The organism is Ruegeria sp. CI1 (assembly GCF_056536925.1).
In genome coordinates this window covers 43,375-58,031 of the sequence record NZ_JBQFQP010000007.1, presented here as the reverse complement: position 1 = coordinate 58,031, position 14,657 = coordinate 43,375, and the positions used below count along the sequence as shown (strand labels likewise).

At 59.4% G+C, this 14,657-nt stretch carries 13 protein-coding genes; 9 read left to right on the top strand and 4 right to left on the bottom strand.

Annotation, left to right across the window (positions count from 1 at the left end; all coding sequences use genetic code 11):
* Positions 1–32 precede the first annotated feature (32 nt).
* The 8 genes from ACR0LZ_RS09935 to ACR0LZ_RS09900 all read left to right on the top strand — a co-directional run bounded on the left by ACR0LZ_RS09935 (position 33) and on the right by ACR0LZ_RS09900 (position 8,981).
* Positions 33–536: a hypothetical protein gene (locus ACR0LZ_RS09935; protein WP_480749646.1), complete on the top strand. Its 504-nt coding sequence runs from the start codon at positions 33–35 to the stop codon at positions 534–536.
* A gap of 194 nt (positions 537–730) precedes the next feature.
* Complete coding sequence (locus ACR0LZ_RS09930; protein WP_480749645.1) at positions 731–946, top strand: GDCCVxC domain-containing (seleno)protein; 216 nt, start codon at positions 731–733, stop codon at positions 944–946.
* A gap of 117 nt (positions 947–1,063) precedes the next feature.
* Positions 1,064–2,383: a glutamine synthetase family protein gene (locus tag ACR0LZ_RS09925; RefSeq protein WP_480749644.1), complete on the top strand. Its 1,320-nt coding sequence runs from the start codon at positions 1,064–1,066 to the stop codon at positions 2,381–2,383.
* Between the two features lie 59 nt (positions 2,384–2,442).
* Positions 2,443–3,123 (top strand): type 1 glutamine amidotransferase, encoded by a 681-nt coding sequence (locus ACR0LZ_RS09920; RefSeq protein WP_480749643.1) that lies wholly within the window; start codon positions 2,443–2,445, stop codon positions 3,121–3,123.
* Positions 3,123–4,481 carry a glutamine synthetase family protein gene (locus ACR0LZ_RS09915; RefSeq protein ID WP_480749642.1) on the top strand — a complete coding sequence of 453 codons (1,359 nt, stop codon included), beginning with the start codon at positions 3,123–3,125 and terminating at the stop codon, positions 4,479–4,481. The genes ACR0LZ_RS09920 and ACR0LZ_RS09915 overlap by 1 nt, the downstream gene beginning before the upstream one ends.
* 58 nt (positions 4,482–4,539) lie before the next feature.
* A complete protein-coding gene (locus ACR0LZ_RS09910; protein WP_480749641.1) occupies positions 4,540–5,844 on the top strand; it encodes an NAD(P)/FAD-dependent oxidoreductase in 1,305 nt (434 codons plus the stop codon).
* A gap of 110 nt (positions 5,845–5,954) precedes the next feature.
* Positions 5,955–7,169: a DegT/DnrJ/EryC1/StrS family aminotransferase gene (locus ACR0LZ_RS09905; protein ID WP_480749640.1), complete on the top strand. Its 1,215-nt coding sequence runs from the start codon at positions 5,955–5,957 to the stop codon at positions 7,167–7,169.
* Between the two features lie 87 nt (positions 7,170–7,256).
* Positions 7,257–8,981 carry an adenylate/guanylate cyclase domain-containing protein gene (locus ACR0LZ_RS09900; RefSeq protein ID WP_480749639.1) on the top strand — a complete coding sequence of 575 codons (1,725 nt, stop codon included), beginning with the start codon at positions 7,257–7,259 and terminating at the stop codon, positions 8,979–8,981.
* A 4-nt stretch (positions 8,982–8,985) separates the two neighbouring features.
* On the opposite strand, the gene phaR is transcribed toward ACR0LZ_RS09900, so the two are convergent.
* The 4 genes from phaR to ACR0LZ_RS09880 all read right to left on the bottom strand — a co-directional run bounded on the left by phaR (position 8,986) and on the right by ACR0LZ_RS09880 (position 13,267).
* Positions 8,986–9,543: a polyhydroxyalkanoate synthesis repressor PhaR gene (gene phaR, locus ACR0LZ_RS09895; protein ID WP_480749638.1), complete on the bottom strand. Its 558-nt coding sequence runs from the start codon at positions 9,541–9,543 to the stop codon at positions 8,986–8,988.
* Between the two features lie 216 nt (positions 9,544–9,759).
* On the bottom strand, positions 9,760–10,545 hold the full coding sequence (locus tag ACR0LZ_RS09890; protein ID WP_480749637.1) for an FkbM family methyltransferase: 786 nt from the start codon (positions 10,543–10,545) through the stop codon (positions 9,760–9,762).
* Positions 10,546–10,886: 341 nt separating this feature from the next.
* Positions 10,887–11,333, bottom strand: a complete 447-nt coding sequence (locus ACR0LZ_RS09885) for a phasin family protein (RefSeq protein WP_480749636.1) — start codon at positions 11,331–11,333, stop codon at positions 10,887–10,889.
* Positions 11,334–11,464: 131 nt separating this feature from the next.
* The gene (locus tag ACR0LZ_RS09880) at positions 11,465–13,267 is read right to left on the bottom strand and encodes a PHA/PHB synthase family protein (protein WP_480749635.1); all 1,803 of its coding nucleotides are present in this window, start codon (positions 13,265–13,267) and stop codon (positions 11,465–11,467) included.
* A 111-nt stretch (positions 13,268–13,378) separates the two neighbouring features.
* On the opposite strand from ACR0LZ_RS09880, the gene phaZ reads away from it, so the two are divergent.
* Positions 13,379–14,656: a polyhydroxyalkanoate depolymerase gene (gene phaZ, locus ACR0LZ_RS09875; protein WP_480749634.1), complete on the top strand. Its 1,278-nt coding sequence runs from the start codon at positions 13,379–13,381 to the stop codon at positions 14,654–14,656.
* Position 14,657 lies beyond the last annotated feature (1 nt).

Genomic DNA, 14,657 nt, shown 5'->3' with positions numbered 1-14,657 from the left:
ACAACCGGGCGCCGGAACATGGAGGAAAATCATTGAGTTTTCGTACAACAACAATTGCCCTGGCATTTGGCGCATTGGCGCCTTTGAGTGCTTTGGCCGACACATTTGAGCGATATGGCGAAGTCGAGGGATGGAAGGTCTTCATCGACAACGAAAAGAAATCCTGCCTGATCGAAGCCGTCGACGAGGCCGAGAACGTAGTCCAGATGGGCCTGACCGACGACCGCGGAGTCGCATATGTCGGTGTGTTCACCAAGGCCGAAACCAAAATCAAGAAAGGCGAGAAAGAGGGCGTTGCCATCCTTCTTGGCGACAACCTTTATGTCGGGGAAGCCACCGGCATGCGCGGGAACATAACCAAGGGGTATTCCGGCGGATATGTCCTGACCGACGATCCCGGCTTTGTCGATGCGGTAGCCAAGGAAAAGGTCATGGCGGTGTTCCCTGAAAAAGAGTTCGGATTCAACGTCGATCTGACTGGAACCTACAAGGCCATCGAAATGGCAAGGGAATGCAACGCCAAACAGTTGCAATAGCAACAGAACGCATTGAGCGCGTGTATTGAATGTCTTGTTGAGGGGCAGCGCCCCTCAACGCAACTCGGACGGCGCGCCTGGGAGGCACTCGATCTGCAATCCCTCGCACAATCGCGATTGGACAATCCAGACCGAGGGAACCAGATTCCGTCCCGACGCCTGCCTGCCCGGCGTTTCTTGGTTCCGAGGCCCGTATGACCGATCTCGTTCTTCAAAGCACCCTCACCTGCCCGATTTGCGGCCATGCGCAGGATGAAGTCATGCCGACAGACAGTTGCCAGTGGTTCTATGAGTGCACGTCCTGCGAGACCCTGTTGAAGCCAAAGCCGGGCGACTGCTGCGTGTTCTGTTCCTACGGCACTGTCCCCTGCCCGCCCATCCAGGACGGCCAAAGTTGTTGCGGATCCTGAACCAGTTCCTAACAACCGCCCGCCGGTCGGTTTCAGAGCTGGAAATAATTTGATCAAATGTCGTGACAAGTCATTTTTGCTCGGCTACATCTCTTGCCAAGAGCAATGGAGATACCCATGGACCTGAGCACCCTGCACACTTTCCGCGTCGCGGCTTGCGATCTGAACGGTCAGATGCGTGGCAAGCGCGTTCCGCCCGGTTACGCAGGCAAGCTCGACAAGGGCGCAGTGCGGATGCCGTATTCGGCGCTCAACGTCGATCTGTGGGGATCGGACATTGACGACAGCCCCCTGGTCTTCGAATCCGGCGACGCGGACGGCACCTTGTTGCCAACTGATCGCGGCCCGGTGCCGATGCCCTGGCTCGAAACACCCACCGCGCTGGTCCCGATGTGCCTGTTTCACGACAATGGCACCCCGTTTGCCGGCGATCCGCGCCATGCCCTTGCCGCCGTTCTCGACCGCTATGCCCGGCGGGGATGGTCCGTGGTTGCGGCGACCGAGCTTGAATTCACTCTGCTGGACGCGTCGGGGGAAAGCCCAAGACCGCCGCGCAACCCGATCACAAAGCGGCGTCTGGTCAACGAATCCGTGCTGTCGATGGCCGAAATGGATGCCTTCGACGCCTTCTTTACCGAGCTTTACGACGGTTGCGAAGCGATGGGCATTCCCGCGCAAACCGCCATTTCCGAAAGCGGCATTGGCCAGTTCGAGATCAACCTGAACCACCAGGCCGCCATGCGCTGCGCCGATGATACGTGGCTATTCAAGGCGTTGGTGCGCGGCCTTGCGCGCAAGCACGGATTTGCCGCCACCTTCATGGCAAAACCCTATGCCGATGACGCAGGTAACGGAATGCATGTGCATTTCTCCGTTCTTGACGCGGCGGGCAAAAACATCTTCGACAACGGCGGATCCGAAGGCACCCCGGAATTGCTTTCCGCAGTCGCGGGATGCCTCGCCGCAATGCCGGGCAGTTCGCTGATCTTCGCGCCCCACGGCAACTCCTATGACCGACTGGTTCCCGGCGCACACGCACCGACAGGGGCTTGCTGGGCTTACGAAAACCGCACTGCCGCCATCCGTATCCCCGGCGGCGCACCGGTGGCGCGCAGGATCGAGCATCGGGTCGCAGGTGGCGACATCAACCCTTACCTGATGCTATCCGTTGTGCTTGGCGCAGCCCTTGTCGGCATCGAGGATTCCCTGACCCCGCCCGCCCCGATCTCGGGCAACGCCTACAAGATAGAAGGGCTGCCCCAACTCGCGTCGGATTGGTCTGCGGCGGTTTCAGCTTTCGAAACCGACCCGATGATCGCCCGTATCCTGTCAGCGGATCTGATCCGCTTCATGGCGATGACAAAGCGTCAGGAAATCCTCCGCTTCGCGGACCGCCCCGCCGAGTCGCACTGGCTCAGCTATCTGGAGGCCGTCTGACCCCCCTTGTCGGGTCAGCTCAGATCGGCTAGGTTTAATTTGATCAAATTTGGTGAATCATGAAAATCGGCATTCTTCAAACCGGCCATGCCCCGGACATGCTCATCGACAGCACGGGCGATTATGACGCCATGTTCCGCGCGCTTCTGGGCGGCAACGGGTTCGAGTTTGTAACCTACGCGGTCGTCGACGGCGTCTTTCCACAAGGCGCCGGCGATGCCGATGGCTGGGTGATCACCGGTTCTCGCCACGGGGCTTACGAGGATCTTCCATGGATTCCGAAACTCGAGACCCTGATCCGGGAAATCCGGCAACAGGGGCAGCCGCTGATCGGCGTCTGCTTCGGCCATCAGATCATTGCGCAGGCGCTTGGCGGCAAGGTTGAAAAATTCAAGGGCGGCTGGGCCGTCGGGCGCACCGACTATGATCTGAACGGGGATACCGTCACCCTGAACGCCTGGCATCAGGATCAGGTGACGGAACTTCCCGAAGGGGCAACCGTGCTGGGCAGCAACCAGTTTTGCCGCAACGCGGTGGTGGCCTATGGCGACACCATCTGGACGGTTCAGCCACACCCCGAATATGACAACGACTTCCTGCATGGCCTGATGCGCACACGCGGCAAGGGTGTGGTGCCCGACGATCTGCTGCTCGAGGCAGCGAACCGGCAGGACGGACCAAACGACAGCAAGGCCATCGGACGCTTCATGGCCGATTTTTTGAGGAAAGAGAGGGCCTGATGGCCGATTGGACTGACAACTTACCGCAATCCGCCCGCGATTTTCTCGAAGGGCGGCGGCTGGACGAAGTCGAATGTATCATCTCGGACCTGCCCGGCATTGCCCGCGGCAAGGCGGTACCCGCATCGAAATTCGCACGCCAAACCTATTTCCACCTGCCTGACAGCATCTTCTACCAGACCATCACCGGCGACTGGGGCGAGGCTGCGGGCGAGGACGGGTTCATCGAACGCGACATGATCCTCAAACCGGACATGTCCACCGCCACGGCCGCGCCCTGGACGGGCGACTGGACGCTGCAGGTGATCCACGACGCCTATGACCGCGACGGCGACCCGATTCCGTTCAGCCCGCGCAACGTGCTGAAACGGGTGGTGGAGCTTTATCTCGACAAGGGCTGGAAACCGATCGTCGCGCCCGAGATGGAATTCTATCTGGTGGCACGTAACATCGACCCCGCCAAGGAAATCGAGCCGATGATGGGCCGCTCCGGCCGCCCGGCGGCGGCGCGACAGGCCTATTCGATGACCGCGGTCGACGAATTCGGCCCCGTGATCGACGATATCTATGACTTCGCCGAGGCACAGGGGTTCGAAATCGACGGCATCACCCAGGAAGGCGGCGCCGGTCAGCTCGAGATCAACCTGCGCCACGGCAACCCCGTGAAACTGGCCGACGAGGTGTTCTACTTCAAGCGCCTGATCCGCGAAGCCGCGCTGCGTCACGACTGCTTTGCCACCTTCATGGCCAAGCCGATCGAGGATGAGCCGGGATCGGCGATGCATATCCACCATTCGATCGTGGATATCGAAACCGGGCAGAACCTGTTCTCGGGACCGCAAGGGGGCGAAACCGACGCCTTCTATCACTTCATCGCCGGTCTGCAGAACCACATGCCGGCCGGTCTGGCGGTGATGGCGCCCTATGTGAACTCGTACCGGCGCTATGTGAAGGATCACGCCGCCCCCATCAACCTGGAATGGGGCCGCGACAACCGCACCACCGGCATCCGCGTGCCCCTGTCGGGGCCCGAAAGCCGCCGCATCGAAAACCGCATTGCCGGGATGGATTGCAACCCTTATCTGGGCATCGCGCTGTCGCTGGCCTGCGGGTATCTGGGCCTGATCGAACAGGAACGCCCGCGCCGCCAATTCTATGGCGACGCCTATGAGGGCGATGGCGACATCCCGCAGGTCATGGGCAATGCCCTGGATCTCTTCGACGAGGCCGAAAAGCTGCACGAGGTGCTGGGCCCGGAATTCGCGCGCGTCTATGGCATCGTGAAGCGGGCGGAATACGAGGAGTTCCTGCAGGTGATTTCGCCGTGGGAGCGCGAGCACCTTCTGCTCAACGTCTGAACCGGGCGGCGCGGTCGCGCATTTCCAGATGGGAAACGAGTAAAAGACAGGGGGCGGGATGAACCTGCTGTACAGCAATGACCGGCGCGGAAAGTTCCCGCCCAGTTGGTACGCGGCAACGGCGCATGCACAGGCCCCCTGCCCGCCGTTGAGCGGCGATGTGCGGGCGGATGTCTGCGTGGTGGGCGGTGGCTATACCGGCGTCTCTGCCGCGCTGCACCTGGCCGAGGCCGGGTTCGATGTCGTGCTGCTCGAAGCGCATCGCGTTGGCTTTGGCGCCTCGGGGCGCAACGGCGGGCAACTGGGCAGCGCGCAGCGGATGGATCAGGAAGATCTTGAAAAACTTATGGGCGGCGACGACGCGGCCAGGCTGTGGGATTTGGCCGAGGATGCCAAGGCGCTGGTCAAGGATCTGATTGCCCGTCACGACATCGACTGCGATCTGAAACCCGGCATTGCCACTCTGGGGTTCAGCGATGCCGAACGGTGCGGCCTGCACGACCATGCCGAACACCTGCGCGCTCGCTACGGCTATGACCAGATCGAAGCACTGGACGCCAAGGCAGCACAGGGTCTCTGCCCGTCCCCGGCCTACCGGGGCGGCTATCTGGACATGGGGGCGGCGCATCTGCACCCGTTGAATTTCGCGCTGGGGCTTGCCCGCGCGGCGCAGGCGGCGGGCGTTCGCATCTTTGAACAGACGGAAGTGCTGGAAATCGAAGAGGCCCGCCCGGCCAGGGTGCGCACGGCCAACGGCTCGATAACGGCCGAGCATGTGGTTTTGGCCTGCAACGGCTATCTGGGTACGCTGAACCGGAAAGTGGCCTCGCGCGTGATGCCGATCAACAACTTCATCGCTGCGACCGAGCCCCTGGGAGAGGATGCCGCGAAAGTACTGACCCGCGATGTGGCCGTTGCCGACACCAAATTCGTGGTGAATTACTTCCGTCTCAGCGGCGATGGGCGGTTGTTGTTCGGTGGCGGCGAAAGTTATGGATATCGCTTTCCATCCGACATTGCCGCCAAGGTGCGCAAGCCGATGGTCGAAATCTTCCCGCATCTGCGCGATATCCGCATCGACTATGCTTGGGGCGGCACGCTGGCCATCACCATGCGCCGCATGCCCTATCTGACCCGCCTGGCCCCCAACATCCTGTCAGCCTCGGGTTATTCCGGCCACGGCGTCGGCACGGCGACCCATGCCGGGCAACTCATGGCGTTGGCGATTCAGGGACAGGCCGAGGGGTTCGACACCATGTCTCGCGTGCCCGCCATGCCCTTCCCCGGCGGCCCCGCCCTTCGCAATCCGCTGCTGGTTCTGGCCATGACCTGGTTCTCGCTGCGGGACCGTCTCGGCGTCTGAGCCATAATCGTGACAGTTGAGTGAAATTTCGCCGAAACGGCAAAATCAGCCTTGGCATTGCCGTATCCTGAATTTACTTTTTCAGAAGTTAGAATTCAGGAAAGCTAAATATGATACAGCCGCCCAACGTTCACGACGCCGAACCCATCCCCACCGCCGCCCGCGACGCCATCGACGCGCTGCTGCAATCCGGTGACCTGTTCCGCTATACCGCGCCGCAGGACGCGCCCGTGGCGCTGCTCGAAACCGAGTTTGCCGAACTTCTGGGCGCGAAATACGCGCTGGCGGTATCTTCCTGCTCTGCCGCTCTGTTCCTGTCTCTCAAGGCGCTGGGTCTGCCGCGCGACGCTCGCGTGCTGATCCCCGGCTTTACCTTTGCCGCTGTGCCGTCCTCTGTCGTGCATGCCGACTGCATTCCGGTGCTCTGTGAAGTGGGCGGTAATTATCGAATTGATATCAATGATTTCACCGCCAAACTGGACAACGTGCAGGCGGTCATCATCAGCCACATGCGCGGCCATACCTCGGACATGGACAGGATCATGGAGCTGTGCGACGCGCGCGGCATCCCGGTGATCGAAGATGCGGCGCATTCGCTTGGCACCACCTGGGCGGATCGCAATGTCGGCACCATCGGCAAGGTCGGCTGTTTCTCGTTTCAGTCCTACAAGATGATCAACGCCGGCGAAGGCGGCATCCTGATCACCGATGATGCCGATCTGATCGCACAGGCCGTCATCATGTCGGGCGCCTATGAACACAACTGGAAAAAGCACAAAGGCCCGCGTGGCGACAACTCGCCCGAGCTGGAACAGGCCTTTGCCCGCTGGCAGAACAAGCTGCCACTCTACAATCTGCGCATGAGCAATCTCAGCGCCGCGGTGATCCGCCCGCAACTGCCGGAACTTGCGCGCCGCGTCTTCCACGGGCTGATCAACCATGATTATGTGGCCGATCGCCTGCAGGCCTCGCCCCATATCCGCGTCCCCGCACCGCTGGCCCCCGAACGCCGCGCCCCGGATTCGATCCAGTTCAATCTTGTCGGCCTGACCGAAGACGAAATTCGCGCTTTTGCGGCTGCGGCAGAGGCCCGCGGTGTCAAGGTTCAGGTTTTCGGCCTGAGCGAGGACAACGCCCGCGCCTTCTGGAACTGGCAGTTCCTGCCCGAACAGGTCGAGTTGCCCCGGACCCGCGCCATGTTGATGCAGGCCTGCGACGTACGCCTGCCGGTGCGCCTGACGCGTGACGAACTGGACGCAATTGCCGACATCCTGCTGGCCGCGATGACAGAGGCGACGCACCCCGTTCCCGTCTACGGCACCTGACACGCCACCTTTGTTGTAGGCAAGTTACCGTTTTTCTGTTGGAATACCCGGTAGTGGGCAAACCTGCCCGCCAACCGGAGGAATCTGATGCCGCGCCGACTGGCCGCCATTCTCGCCGCCGATGTGGTTGGCTTTTCCGCGCTGATGGCGCGGGACGAACAAGGCACCCTGTCCCGGCTCATCAAACTGCGCCAGACCGTGTTCGACCCTCTGGTCACGCAGCATTCGGGCCGGATCGTCAAGTTGATGGGAGACGGCGCACTGGTCGAGTTCGCCAGTGTCGCCGATGCCGTTTCCTGTGCCATCGCCGTTCAGACCCGGTTGCGCGAAGATGCGGCGCAGGACCTGCGCCTGCGCATCGGCGTCAATCTTGGCGACATCATCAACGAGGCGGGCGACATCTATGGCGACGGCGTCAACCTTGCCGCCCGGCTTGAAACCTTGGCCGAACCCGGCGGCATCTGCATATCGGACATCGTCCGGCAGGGAATCGGCCAACGCATCGAGGCCGCGTTCCAGGACGCCGGACCGCAGAGCCTGAAAAACATCGACCACCCGGTGCGCGTGCATCATTGGATTGCGGATCGGCCAAAAGCGCCCAGCCCACAAGCCGCGGTACCGGACAATCCCGGCATTGCGGTTCTCGCCTTCGATAACATGTCGACCGATCCCGAGCAGGAATATTTCTCGGACGGCATCGCCGAAGACATCATCACCGCCCTGTCGCATTTCCGCGAGTTCTTCGTCATCGCCCGCAACACCACATTTACCTACAAGGGTCAGGCCATCCGTGTCGATCAGGTCTGCCGCGAACTTGGCGTGCGTTACCTTCTCGAAGGCAGTGTGCGCAAGGCCGGCAACCGCGTGCGGGTCACGGCGCAGTTGATCGACGGCGCCACCGGCGCGCATATCTGGGCCGATCGCTATGACCGCGCCATCGACGACATCTTTGCGGTTCAGGATGAGATCACGCAGGCCATCGTGTCCGCGGTCGCACCCGAGACGCTGGGGGCCGAAACCCAGCGCGCTCGCGCCAAGCGGCCCGACAAGCTCTCGTCATGGGACAAGGTGCTTCAGGCCCGCTGGCACCTGGGAAAGTTCACACAATCCGACAACAACACTGCCCGCAAGCTGCTGACCGAGGCCATCGCATCCGATCCCAATCTCGGCGATGCGCATGCGGGTATCGCTGTTTGTGATCTGGTCGCCATGCTGCATATCTGGCGCAGGGACACCAATGCCGCCATCCAATCCGCCAGGTCCGCTGCGGAAATCGCCGTCGATTTGGACAGCAACAACGCGCATGCCCATGCGCTGCTCGGGATGGCCAACCAATTCGCCCGCGAATTTGAAGACGCCGAAACCCATCTGGGTCGCGCCGTCACGCTGAACCCCAATCTTGCGACCGGCTACGGCAACTTTGCCGCATTGTATGGTGTGAGCGGTCAATTCGAGGAGTCGCGTGCAGCCTTTGAACGTGCCATCGCTCTTTCGCCCCGTGATCCCTTGCGCGCATTCTGGCGCGGAGGATACGGGATTGCGGCCTATGTCTCGGGTCAATACGAGATTTGCGTCGAAAACGCCCGCACTGGATTGAAGGACACGCCCGCCTATGCCTCTCTGATGCGGCAGGAGGCGGCCGCGCTGGGCATGCTGGGTCTGACAGAGGAGGCACAGGCATCCGTCGTCCGGTTGCTGGAAAAAATGCCAGGTCTGACGATTTCCCAAGTGCGCCAGATCGTTCCCGTTCGCTACCAAGAAGATTGGGAAAGATGGTTGGAAGGCCTGCGCCGCGCGGGCCTTCCCGAATAGACCATCAGCTCAGCTTTGACAGCTTGTTCTGCAATTCGGCCAGCTGCTTCTTGATCTCGTCCAGATCCTCGCCCTTTTCCGATTTCTCTTCCTCGTCGGGTTTTCCCGGTGCCGACCAGTTTCCGGACAAACCGCCCGTCATCGCCTTCAGAAACGCCTGTTGCTGCGCCTGCATCGCCTCGAACCCGGGAATCTTGCTCATCGGGTTCATTGCGTTCATGTTTTCCATCATCTTGGTCTGGCTTTCGCGCAGCATCTCGAACGAGCTTTGCAGGAATTGCGGCATCATGCCCCCACCGGGCAGCATGTAGCTGCGCACCAGATCGTTGAGCACCCCCACCGGCAGAACGTTTTCGCCCCGGCTTTCATGTTCGGCAATGATTTGAAGCAGATATTGACGGGTCAGGTCATCACCGCTTTTCAGATCGACGATCTGAACCTCGCGCCCGCTCCGGATGAAACCGGCGATATCTTCCAGCGTCACGTAGTCGCTGGTTTCCGTGTTATAAAGCCGTCGGCTGGCATAGCGTTTGATCAGCAGCGGTTTTTCCTGTTCAGCCACCCCGTTCCCTCCCAAGGATGATGCAATGCAGCAGAGGTTATGCGAGTGCAGAAGAAAAAGAAAGACCGACGAAACCGGGTGGAGACTGGATGATCCAGAACCGCAGCCCCACGTTGTGAACGAGGGAGCCTCCGTGCGGCAGGCTACGGTCTTTGGCATTCCATCGGTGGCAATCAGCACGACCGGCCGATACCGATCCGAATTCTAATCCATTGATCAGGTTGGCGCCTGCTCGACAAGATCACGCATCCGACTATGCACAGAGTCCACCAATTCCCTGTGCTCTGCGACCACATCTTTTCTGGCATACACGATATTGAACTGGTCAACATATTCGATGTCGCCAACGATAGGGACGAAGCCCTCCCCCTCGAGCAAAGAGGCAACTTCAAGATACGTTCTCTGATCCCGCCAACGTGGACGGTGTTCCATCTCAACCTTGAGAATTAAGGTTTCTGGATCTCCAAGCGTTTTCTCTGCGCCCTTCAGAACCTCGAAAGCAAATCCTTCAACATCCACCCAAAGCGCCAAACTGCCTTTCAGCCCATGGTTCAATCGCAAATCATCTATCGTAGTCGTCTGAACCTTGATTGTTGTTTCACCATCTGTCTTTGATCGAAATGATGCAGCCCCCAGATTCTTGTCGGGGATATGAAAATCAAGTGTTCCAGCCTTTTCCGCAAGCCCTACGTTCAGAACCTCTGCGCCAAGCTCGCTCACGTTTCGCGTTTTGCGTTCAAAAATATCAGGGTTCGCTTCAATAGTAATGGCTCTTGCCCCGCCATTATTCAGAAATTTGCGTGAGGCCGTCGCCTCATGCGCTCCACATTCCATGAAATTCTGAATGCGCGCTTTCTCGAGAAAACTAAAGAAAAAGTCATCGAGAATTCGTGCACTTCCCTTTCTGTAGAATTTTGCGTTGCCACGGCGGTCTCGTTCCCCACACACACCGGCAAATAGTTGAAGGGTGTGGTTGCGAATTTCTTCAGTTGTCTTGTGCAATGGACTGTTCATTTCTTTCTAGAACCAGAGGGCTTTCTTTCTGCGAAAAACAGCAAATCTTACGCAGCGAATTTCCGGTCGGAAAATCTAGGGCCTTGACTTGGAAATCAAGTACTTTCGCAAATTCGTCAACTCAGACCTGATGACTGCCAACAGTATCCGACTGCCTTCTTGTCCGGTGGTTCCGGACCAGCCCCAGTTCAATGTTGTCATCTCCGCTTGGGACTGGAATCTGACGAACACTCTTTGCCAACATGCCCAAAAAGAAAGGGCAGATCTTGCGATCTGCCCTCAGCGATTGCACCGATTTGGGAGGAGAGGGTGCAATTTCGCGGTCGTGCTTACTTGGCTGCCGAAGCTTTCTTGGCAGCAGCGGTCACCTCGTTGGTGGCCTTCTTGACAGCGGCGGTTGCATCTTCGGTGATGTCCTTGCCAGCGGCCATCAGCAGCTCGACGGTTTCGGTCTGAACTTTCTTGGCGATTTCAGCGAAAGCGGCCATGTTCTCGGCGGCAACTTCGGCCGAGGCGCTTGCGAAATCGGTTGCGGCTTTTGCGTAATCGGCCGGCTCTGCCTTGGCTTTCGACATCTCGGTCAGCTTGGCCAGGGTTTCCTTGGTCCACTTGTTCGAGATTTCAGCCGACTTCCCGGCAGCTTCCAGGGCAACGCCCGACAGCTTTTCGTTCAGGCTTGCGGTCGATTTGAACGCGTCTTCCATGGCTTTGGTGTCAACCGGGAATGCGCCCATCATGTCTTTCATGATCGCGGTAAAGTCTTGGGTCTTTGCCATTGTCCTAATCCTCTTTTGCTGTCCGGGCCCACCCCGGTGTTCATCAGCTTGAGAGGAATATGCTTTCTGCATCGCAGCATTTCAAGTTTTTTCTCGCTGCGATGCAGAAAAAGTTTGGTTTCAAAATGAAATCAGTCGCTTGCCTTGACCGCGACGTAGGTTCCCGGGGCGGAGGTCAGGCGCGGGTGATCCGAATCGCCAGTATCGCGCGCGGGAACCTGCTTGCCCGACCGCGTCTTCAGCCAGGCTTCCCACATTGGCCACCAGGAGCCTTCATTGAAATCCGCTTCTTTCATCCAGGTGTCGGCATCAGCTTTCATGTCGGGATTGGTGTAATGGCCGTATTTCTTCTTGCTGGGCGGGTTGACGATGCCCGCGATATGGCCCGACTCCGAAACCACGAAGGTCTTTGACCGTGACCCCATCTGCTGCACCCCGCGATAGCAATCCTTCCACGCCGCAATGTGGTCGGTCTCGCACGTGATCGCCATCAGCGGAACATCCACATCCCGCACATGCAGCTTGTGCCCCATCAGTTCGAACCCGTCGGTGACGAACTCGTTGCGCTGGCACAGCCCGCGCAGGTATTGCATCGCCATCTTGCCCGGCAGGTTGGCCCCGTCGCCGTTCCAGTACAGCAGGTCGAAGGCGGGCGGTGTTTCCCCCATCATGTAGCTGCGGATCGCCGGAGAATAGATCAGGTCGTTCGAGCGCAGATAGGAAAAAGTGCGCGCCATGATCCACGACCGCAGAACGCCGTCCTTGGCCACCTGATCCTCGATCCCGTCGATGAAATCGTCCTGCAGAAACGGCGTGAACTCGCCCTGATCCGAGAAATCGGTCAGCGCGGTAAAGAAGGTGGCCGACTTCACCGACTTGTCGCCGCGCTGCTTGAGCAGCGACAGCGTCAGGCTCAGCGTCGTGCCGGCGATGCAATAGCCCACGGCATTGACCTGCTTGACATTGCAGATTTTCTTGACCTCTTCGATGGCGGTCAGGAACCCGTCCTGGATATAGTCCTCCATCCCGACATCGGCGTAAGAGGAATCGGGGTTGACCCAGCTGACCACGAACAGGGTATAGCCCTGCTCGGTGATCCACTTGATCAGGCTGTTCTGCGCCTTGAGGTCAAGAATATAGAACTTGTTGATCCAAGGTGGGAACAGAACGATGGGGGTTTCGTGCACTGTCTCGGTGACCGGCTTGTACTGGATCAGTTCCATCATCCGGTTGCGATAAACGACATCGCCCGGCGTCGTGGCAATATTGCCGCCGATCTCGAACGCGTTCTCATCCGCCAGCCGCACAACAAGCTCGCCATTGTTGGCCTCAAGATCCGAGACCAGGTTTTCAAGCCCCTTGATCAGGGATTTCCCTTCGGTCTCGACGGCCTTTTCCAGCGCATCCGGGTTGGTTGCCAGGAAATTCGTTGGCGCCATCATGTCGATGATCTGCTTCGAGAAGTAATTCAGACGCCGGCGATCCTTGTCGTCGATATCCTCCACCGACGCGACCGCCTGCGCAATCGCTTCGGCGTTTGTCTGGTATTGCTGGCGGATCAGCCGGAAATAGGGGTTCGTGTCCCACAAAGGGTTGGAAAAGCGCCGATCTTTCGGGCCCTCGTCCTCTGACACCCCAGCGCCCTTTGCCATCGCCTGCTGCGCTGCGGCGAAATTCATCACCGATTTACCCCAATATTCGATCTGTTGTTCCAGCAACTTGGCGGGATTCTGCCAAGCCTCGGCCCAATAAGCCGTTGCTGCCTTTGCAAAAAGCTCTTGATTCGGGGCGTCCAGCGCCGGGGTATGCGGTTTTTTCCCGGCCATGATCTCGACAAGGCGCTTGGACAGCTCTTCGACCTTGGCCATGTTTTCTTTAAGCTGTTCAATATGTTCGCCACTCAGTTCCGGCGTCTTGTCGTCTGTAGTTGTCATTTTAAGGAAATCCCCCTAACCTCGCTGCTATGCAGAATAACGTCGTAGGTTGCTGGGGGCAAAGCGACGATTGGTCCGAACTCTCAAAATGGGACTCTGGAGGCCCGTTTCATGCGCTACATGATGACCTACGACCTGATGGAAACGGCCCGCAACACGAACCAATGGCTTGGCGCCACGGCCAATTCCATGGCCTCCTATCCACTGTTCAGCATGTTCCCCAATCCCGCCTTCAACTGGATGGCGGCCTGGGGCGAAGTCACGGAACGCACCTTTCAGCGCATGGTTGCCAAGCCCGATTGGGGCATTCGCACCTTCACCTGTGAAGACGGCAAGGATCACCTTGTCGAAATCGACACGGTCGTCGAACGCCCCTTTGGCGACCTGATCCACTTCAAGGTCAACGGGCGCGAGGAACAGCCGCACAAGGTATTGCTGGTCGCGCCCATGTCGGGCCACTATGCCACGCTGTTGCGCTCGACGGTGAAAAGCCTGCTGGTCAATTGCGAAGTCTACATCACCGATTGGCACAATGCGCGTGACATTCCAGTTTCCGCGGGCAAGTTCGATGTCGAAGATTACACGCTCTACCTCGTTGATTTCATGCGCGCACTTGGAGCGGACACCCATGTCATCGCGGTCTGTCAGCCCGCGCCGCTGACGCTGGCCGCCACTGCCTATCTGGCCGAGCTTGACCCAAAAGCGCAGCCCAGCACGCTAACCCTGATCGGCGGCCCGGTGGACCCAGACGCAACCCCGACCGAAGTCACCGACTTCGGTCGACGCGTGACCATGGGCCAGCTGGAACAGTCGATGATTCAGCGCGTCGGCTTCAAGTACAAGGGCGTCGGGCGCATGGTTTATCCAGGCCTGCTGCAACTCGCGTCATTCATGTCGATGAACGCCGAGCGTCACTCCAAGGCCTTTTCGGACCAGATCCACCGCGTGATGCGTGACGAGGCGTCGGATCACGACGCGCACAACCGATTCTATGACGAATATCTCGCCGTGATGGACATGACTGCCGAATTCTACCTGTCGACGGTCGAACGGGTGTTCAAGAACCGCGAGATTGCGCGCAACGAATTCATCGTCGATGGGCACAAGGTGGATCTCGGCAAGATCACCGACGTGGCCATCATGTCCGTCGAAGGGGCCGATGATGACATTTCGGCCCCGGGCCAATGCATCGCCGCGCTCGACCTCAGCACCGGTGTACCCGCCAGCAAAAAGGCCAGCCATGTCGAACCCGGCGCGGGCCATTACGGCATCTTCGCCGGCCGCAGCTGGCGTGACAACATTCGCCCGCTGGTGATTGATTTCATGACGAAAAACGTCCGCCGCCCGGCCAGCGCCAAAAAAGCGGCGAACAAGAACTCCGCGGCCTGAT

What these genes read in the sequence shown, in the direction of transcription:
- ACR0LZ_RS09930 (WP_480749645.1), top strand. Translation starts at nt 731, where the DNA reads ATGACCGATCTCGTTCTTCAAAGCACCCTCACCTGCCCGATTTGCGGC.
- ACR0LZ_RS09925 (WP_480749644.1), top strand. Translation starts at nt 1,064, where the DNA reads ATGGACCTGAGCACCCTGCACACTTTCCGCGTCGCGGCTTGCGATCTG.
- ACR0LZ_RS09920 (WP_480749643.1), top strand. Translation starts at nt 2,443, where the DNA reads ATGAAAATCGGCATTCTTCAAACCGGCCATGCCCCGGACATGCTCATC.
- ACR0LZ_RS09915 (WP_480749642.1), top strand. Translation starts at nt 3,123, where the DNA reads ATGGCCGATTGGACTGACAACTTACCGCAATCCGCCCGCGATTTTCTC.
- ACR0LZ_RS09910 (WP_480749641.1), top strand. Translation starts at nt 4,540, where the DNA reads ATGAACCTGCTGTACAGCAATGACCGGCGCGGAAAGTTCCCGCCCAGT.
- ACR0LZ_RS09905 (WP_480749640.1), top strand. Translation starts at nt 5,955, where the DNA reads ATGATACAGCCGCCCAACGTTCACGACGCCGAACCCATCCCCACCGCC.
- ACR0LZ_RS09900 (WP_480749639.1), top strand. Translation starts at nt 7,257, where the DNA reads ATGCCGCGCCGACTGGCCGCCATTCTCGCCGCCGATGTGGTTGGCTTT.
- ACR0LZ_RS09885 (WP_480749636.1), bottom strand. Translation starts at nt 11,333, where the DNA reads ATGGCAAAGACCCAAGACTTTACCGCGATCATGAAAGACATGATGGGC.
- ACR0LZ_RS09880 (WP_480749635.1), bottom strand. Translation starts at nt 13,267, where the DNA reads ATGACAACTACAGACGACAAGACGCCGGAACTGAGTGGCGAACATATT.
- phaZ (WP_480749634.1), top strand. Translation starts at nt 13,379, where the DNA reads ATGCGCTACATGATGACCTACGACCTGATGGAAACGGCCCGCAACACG.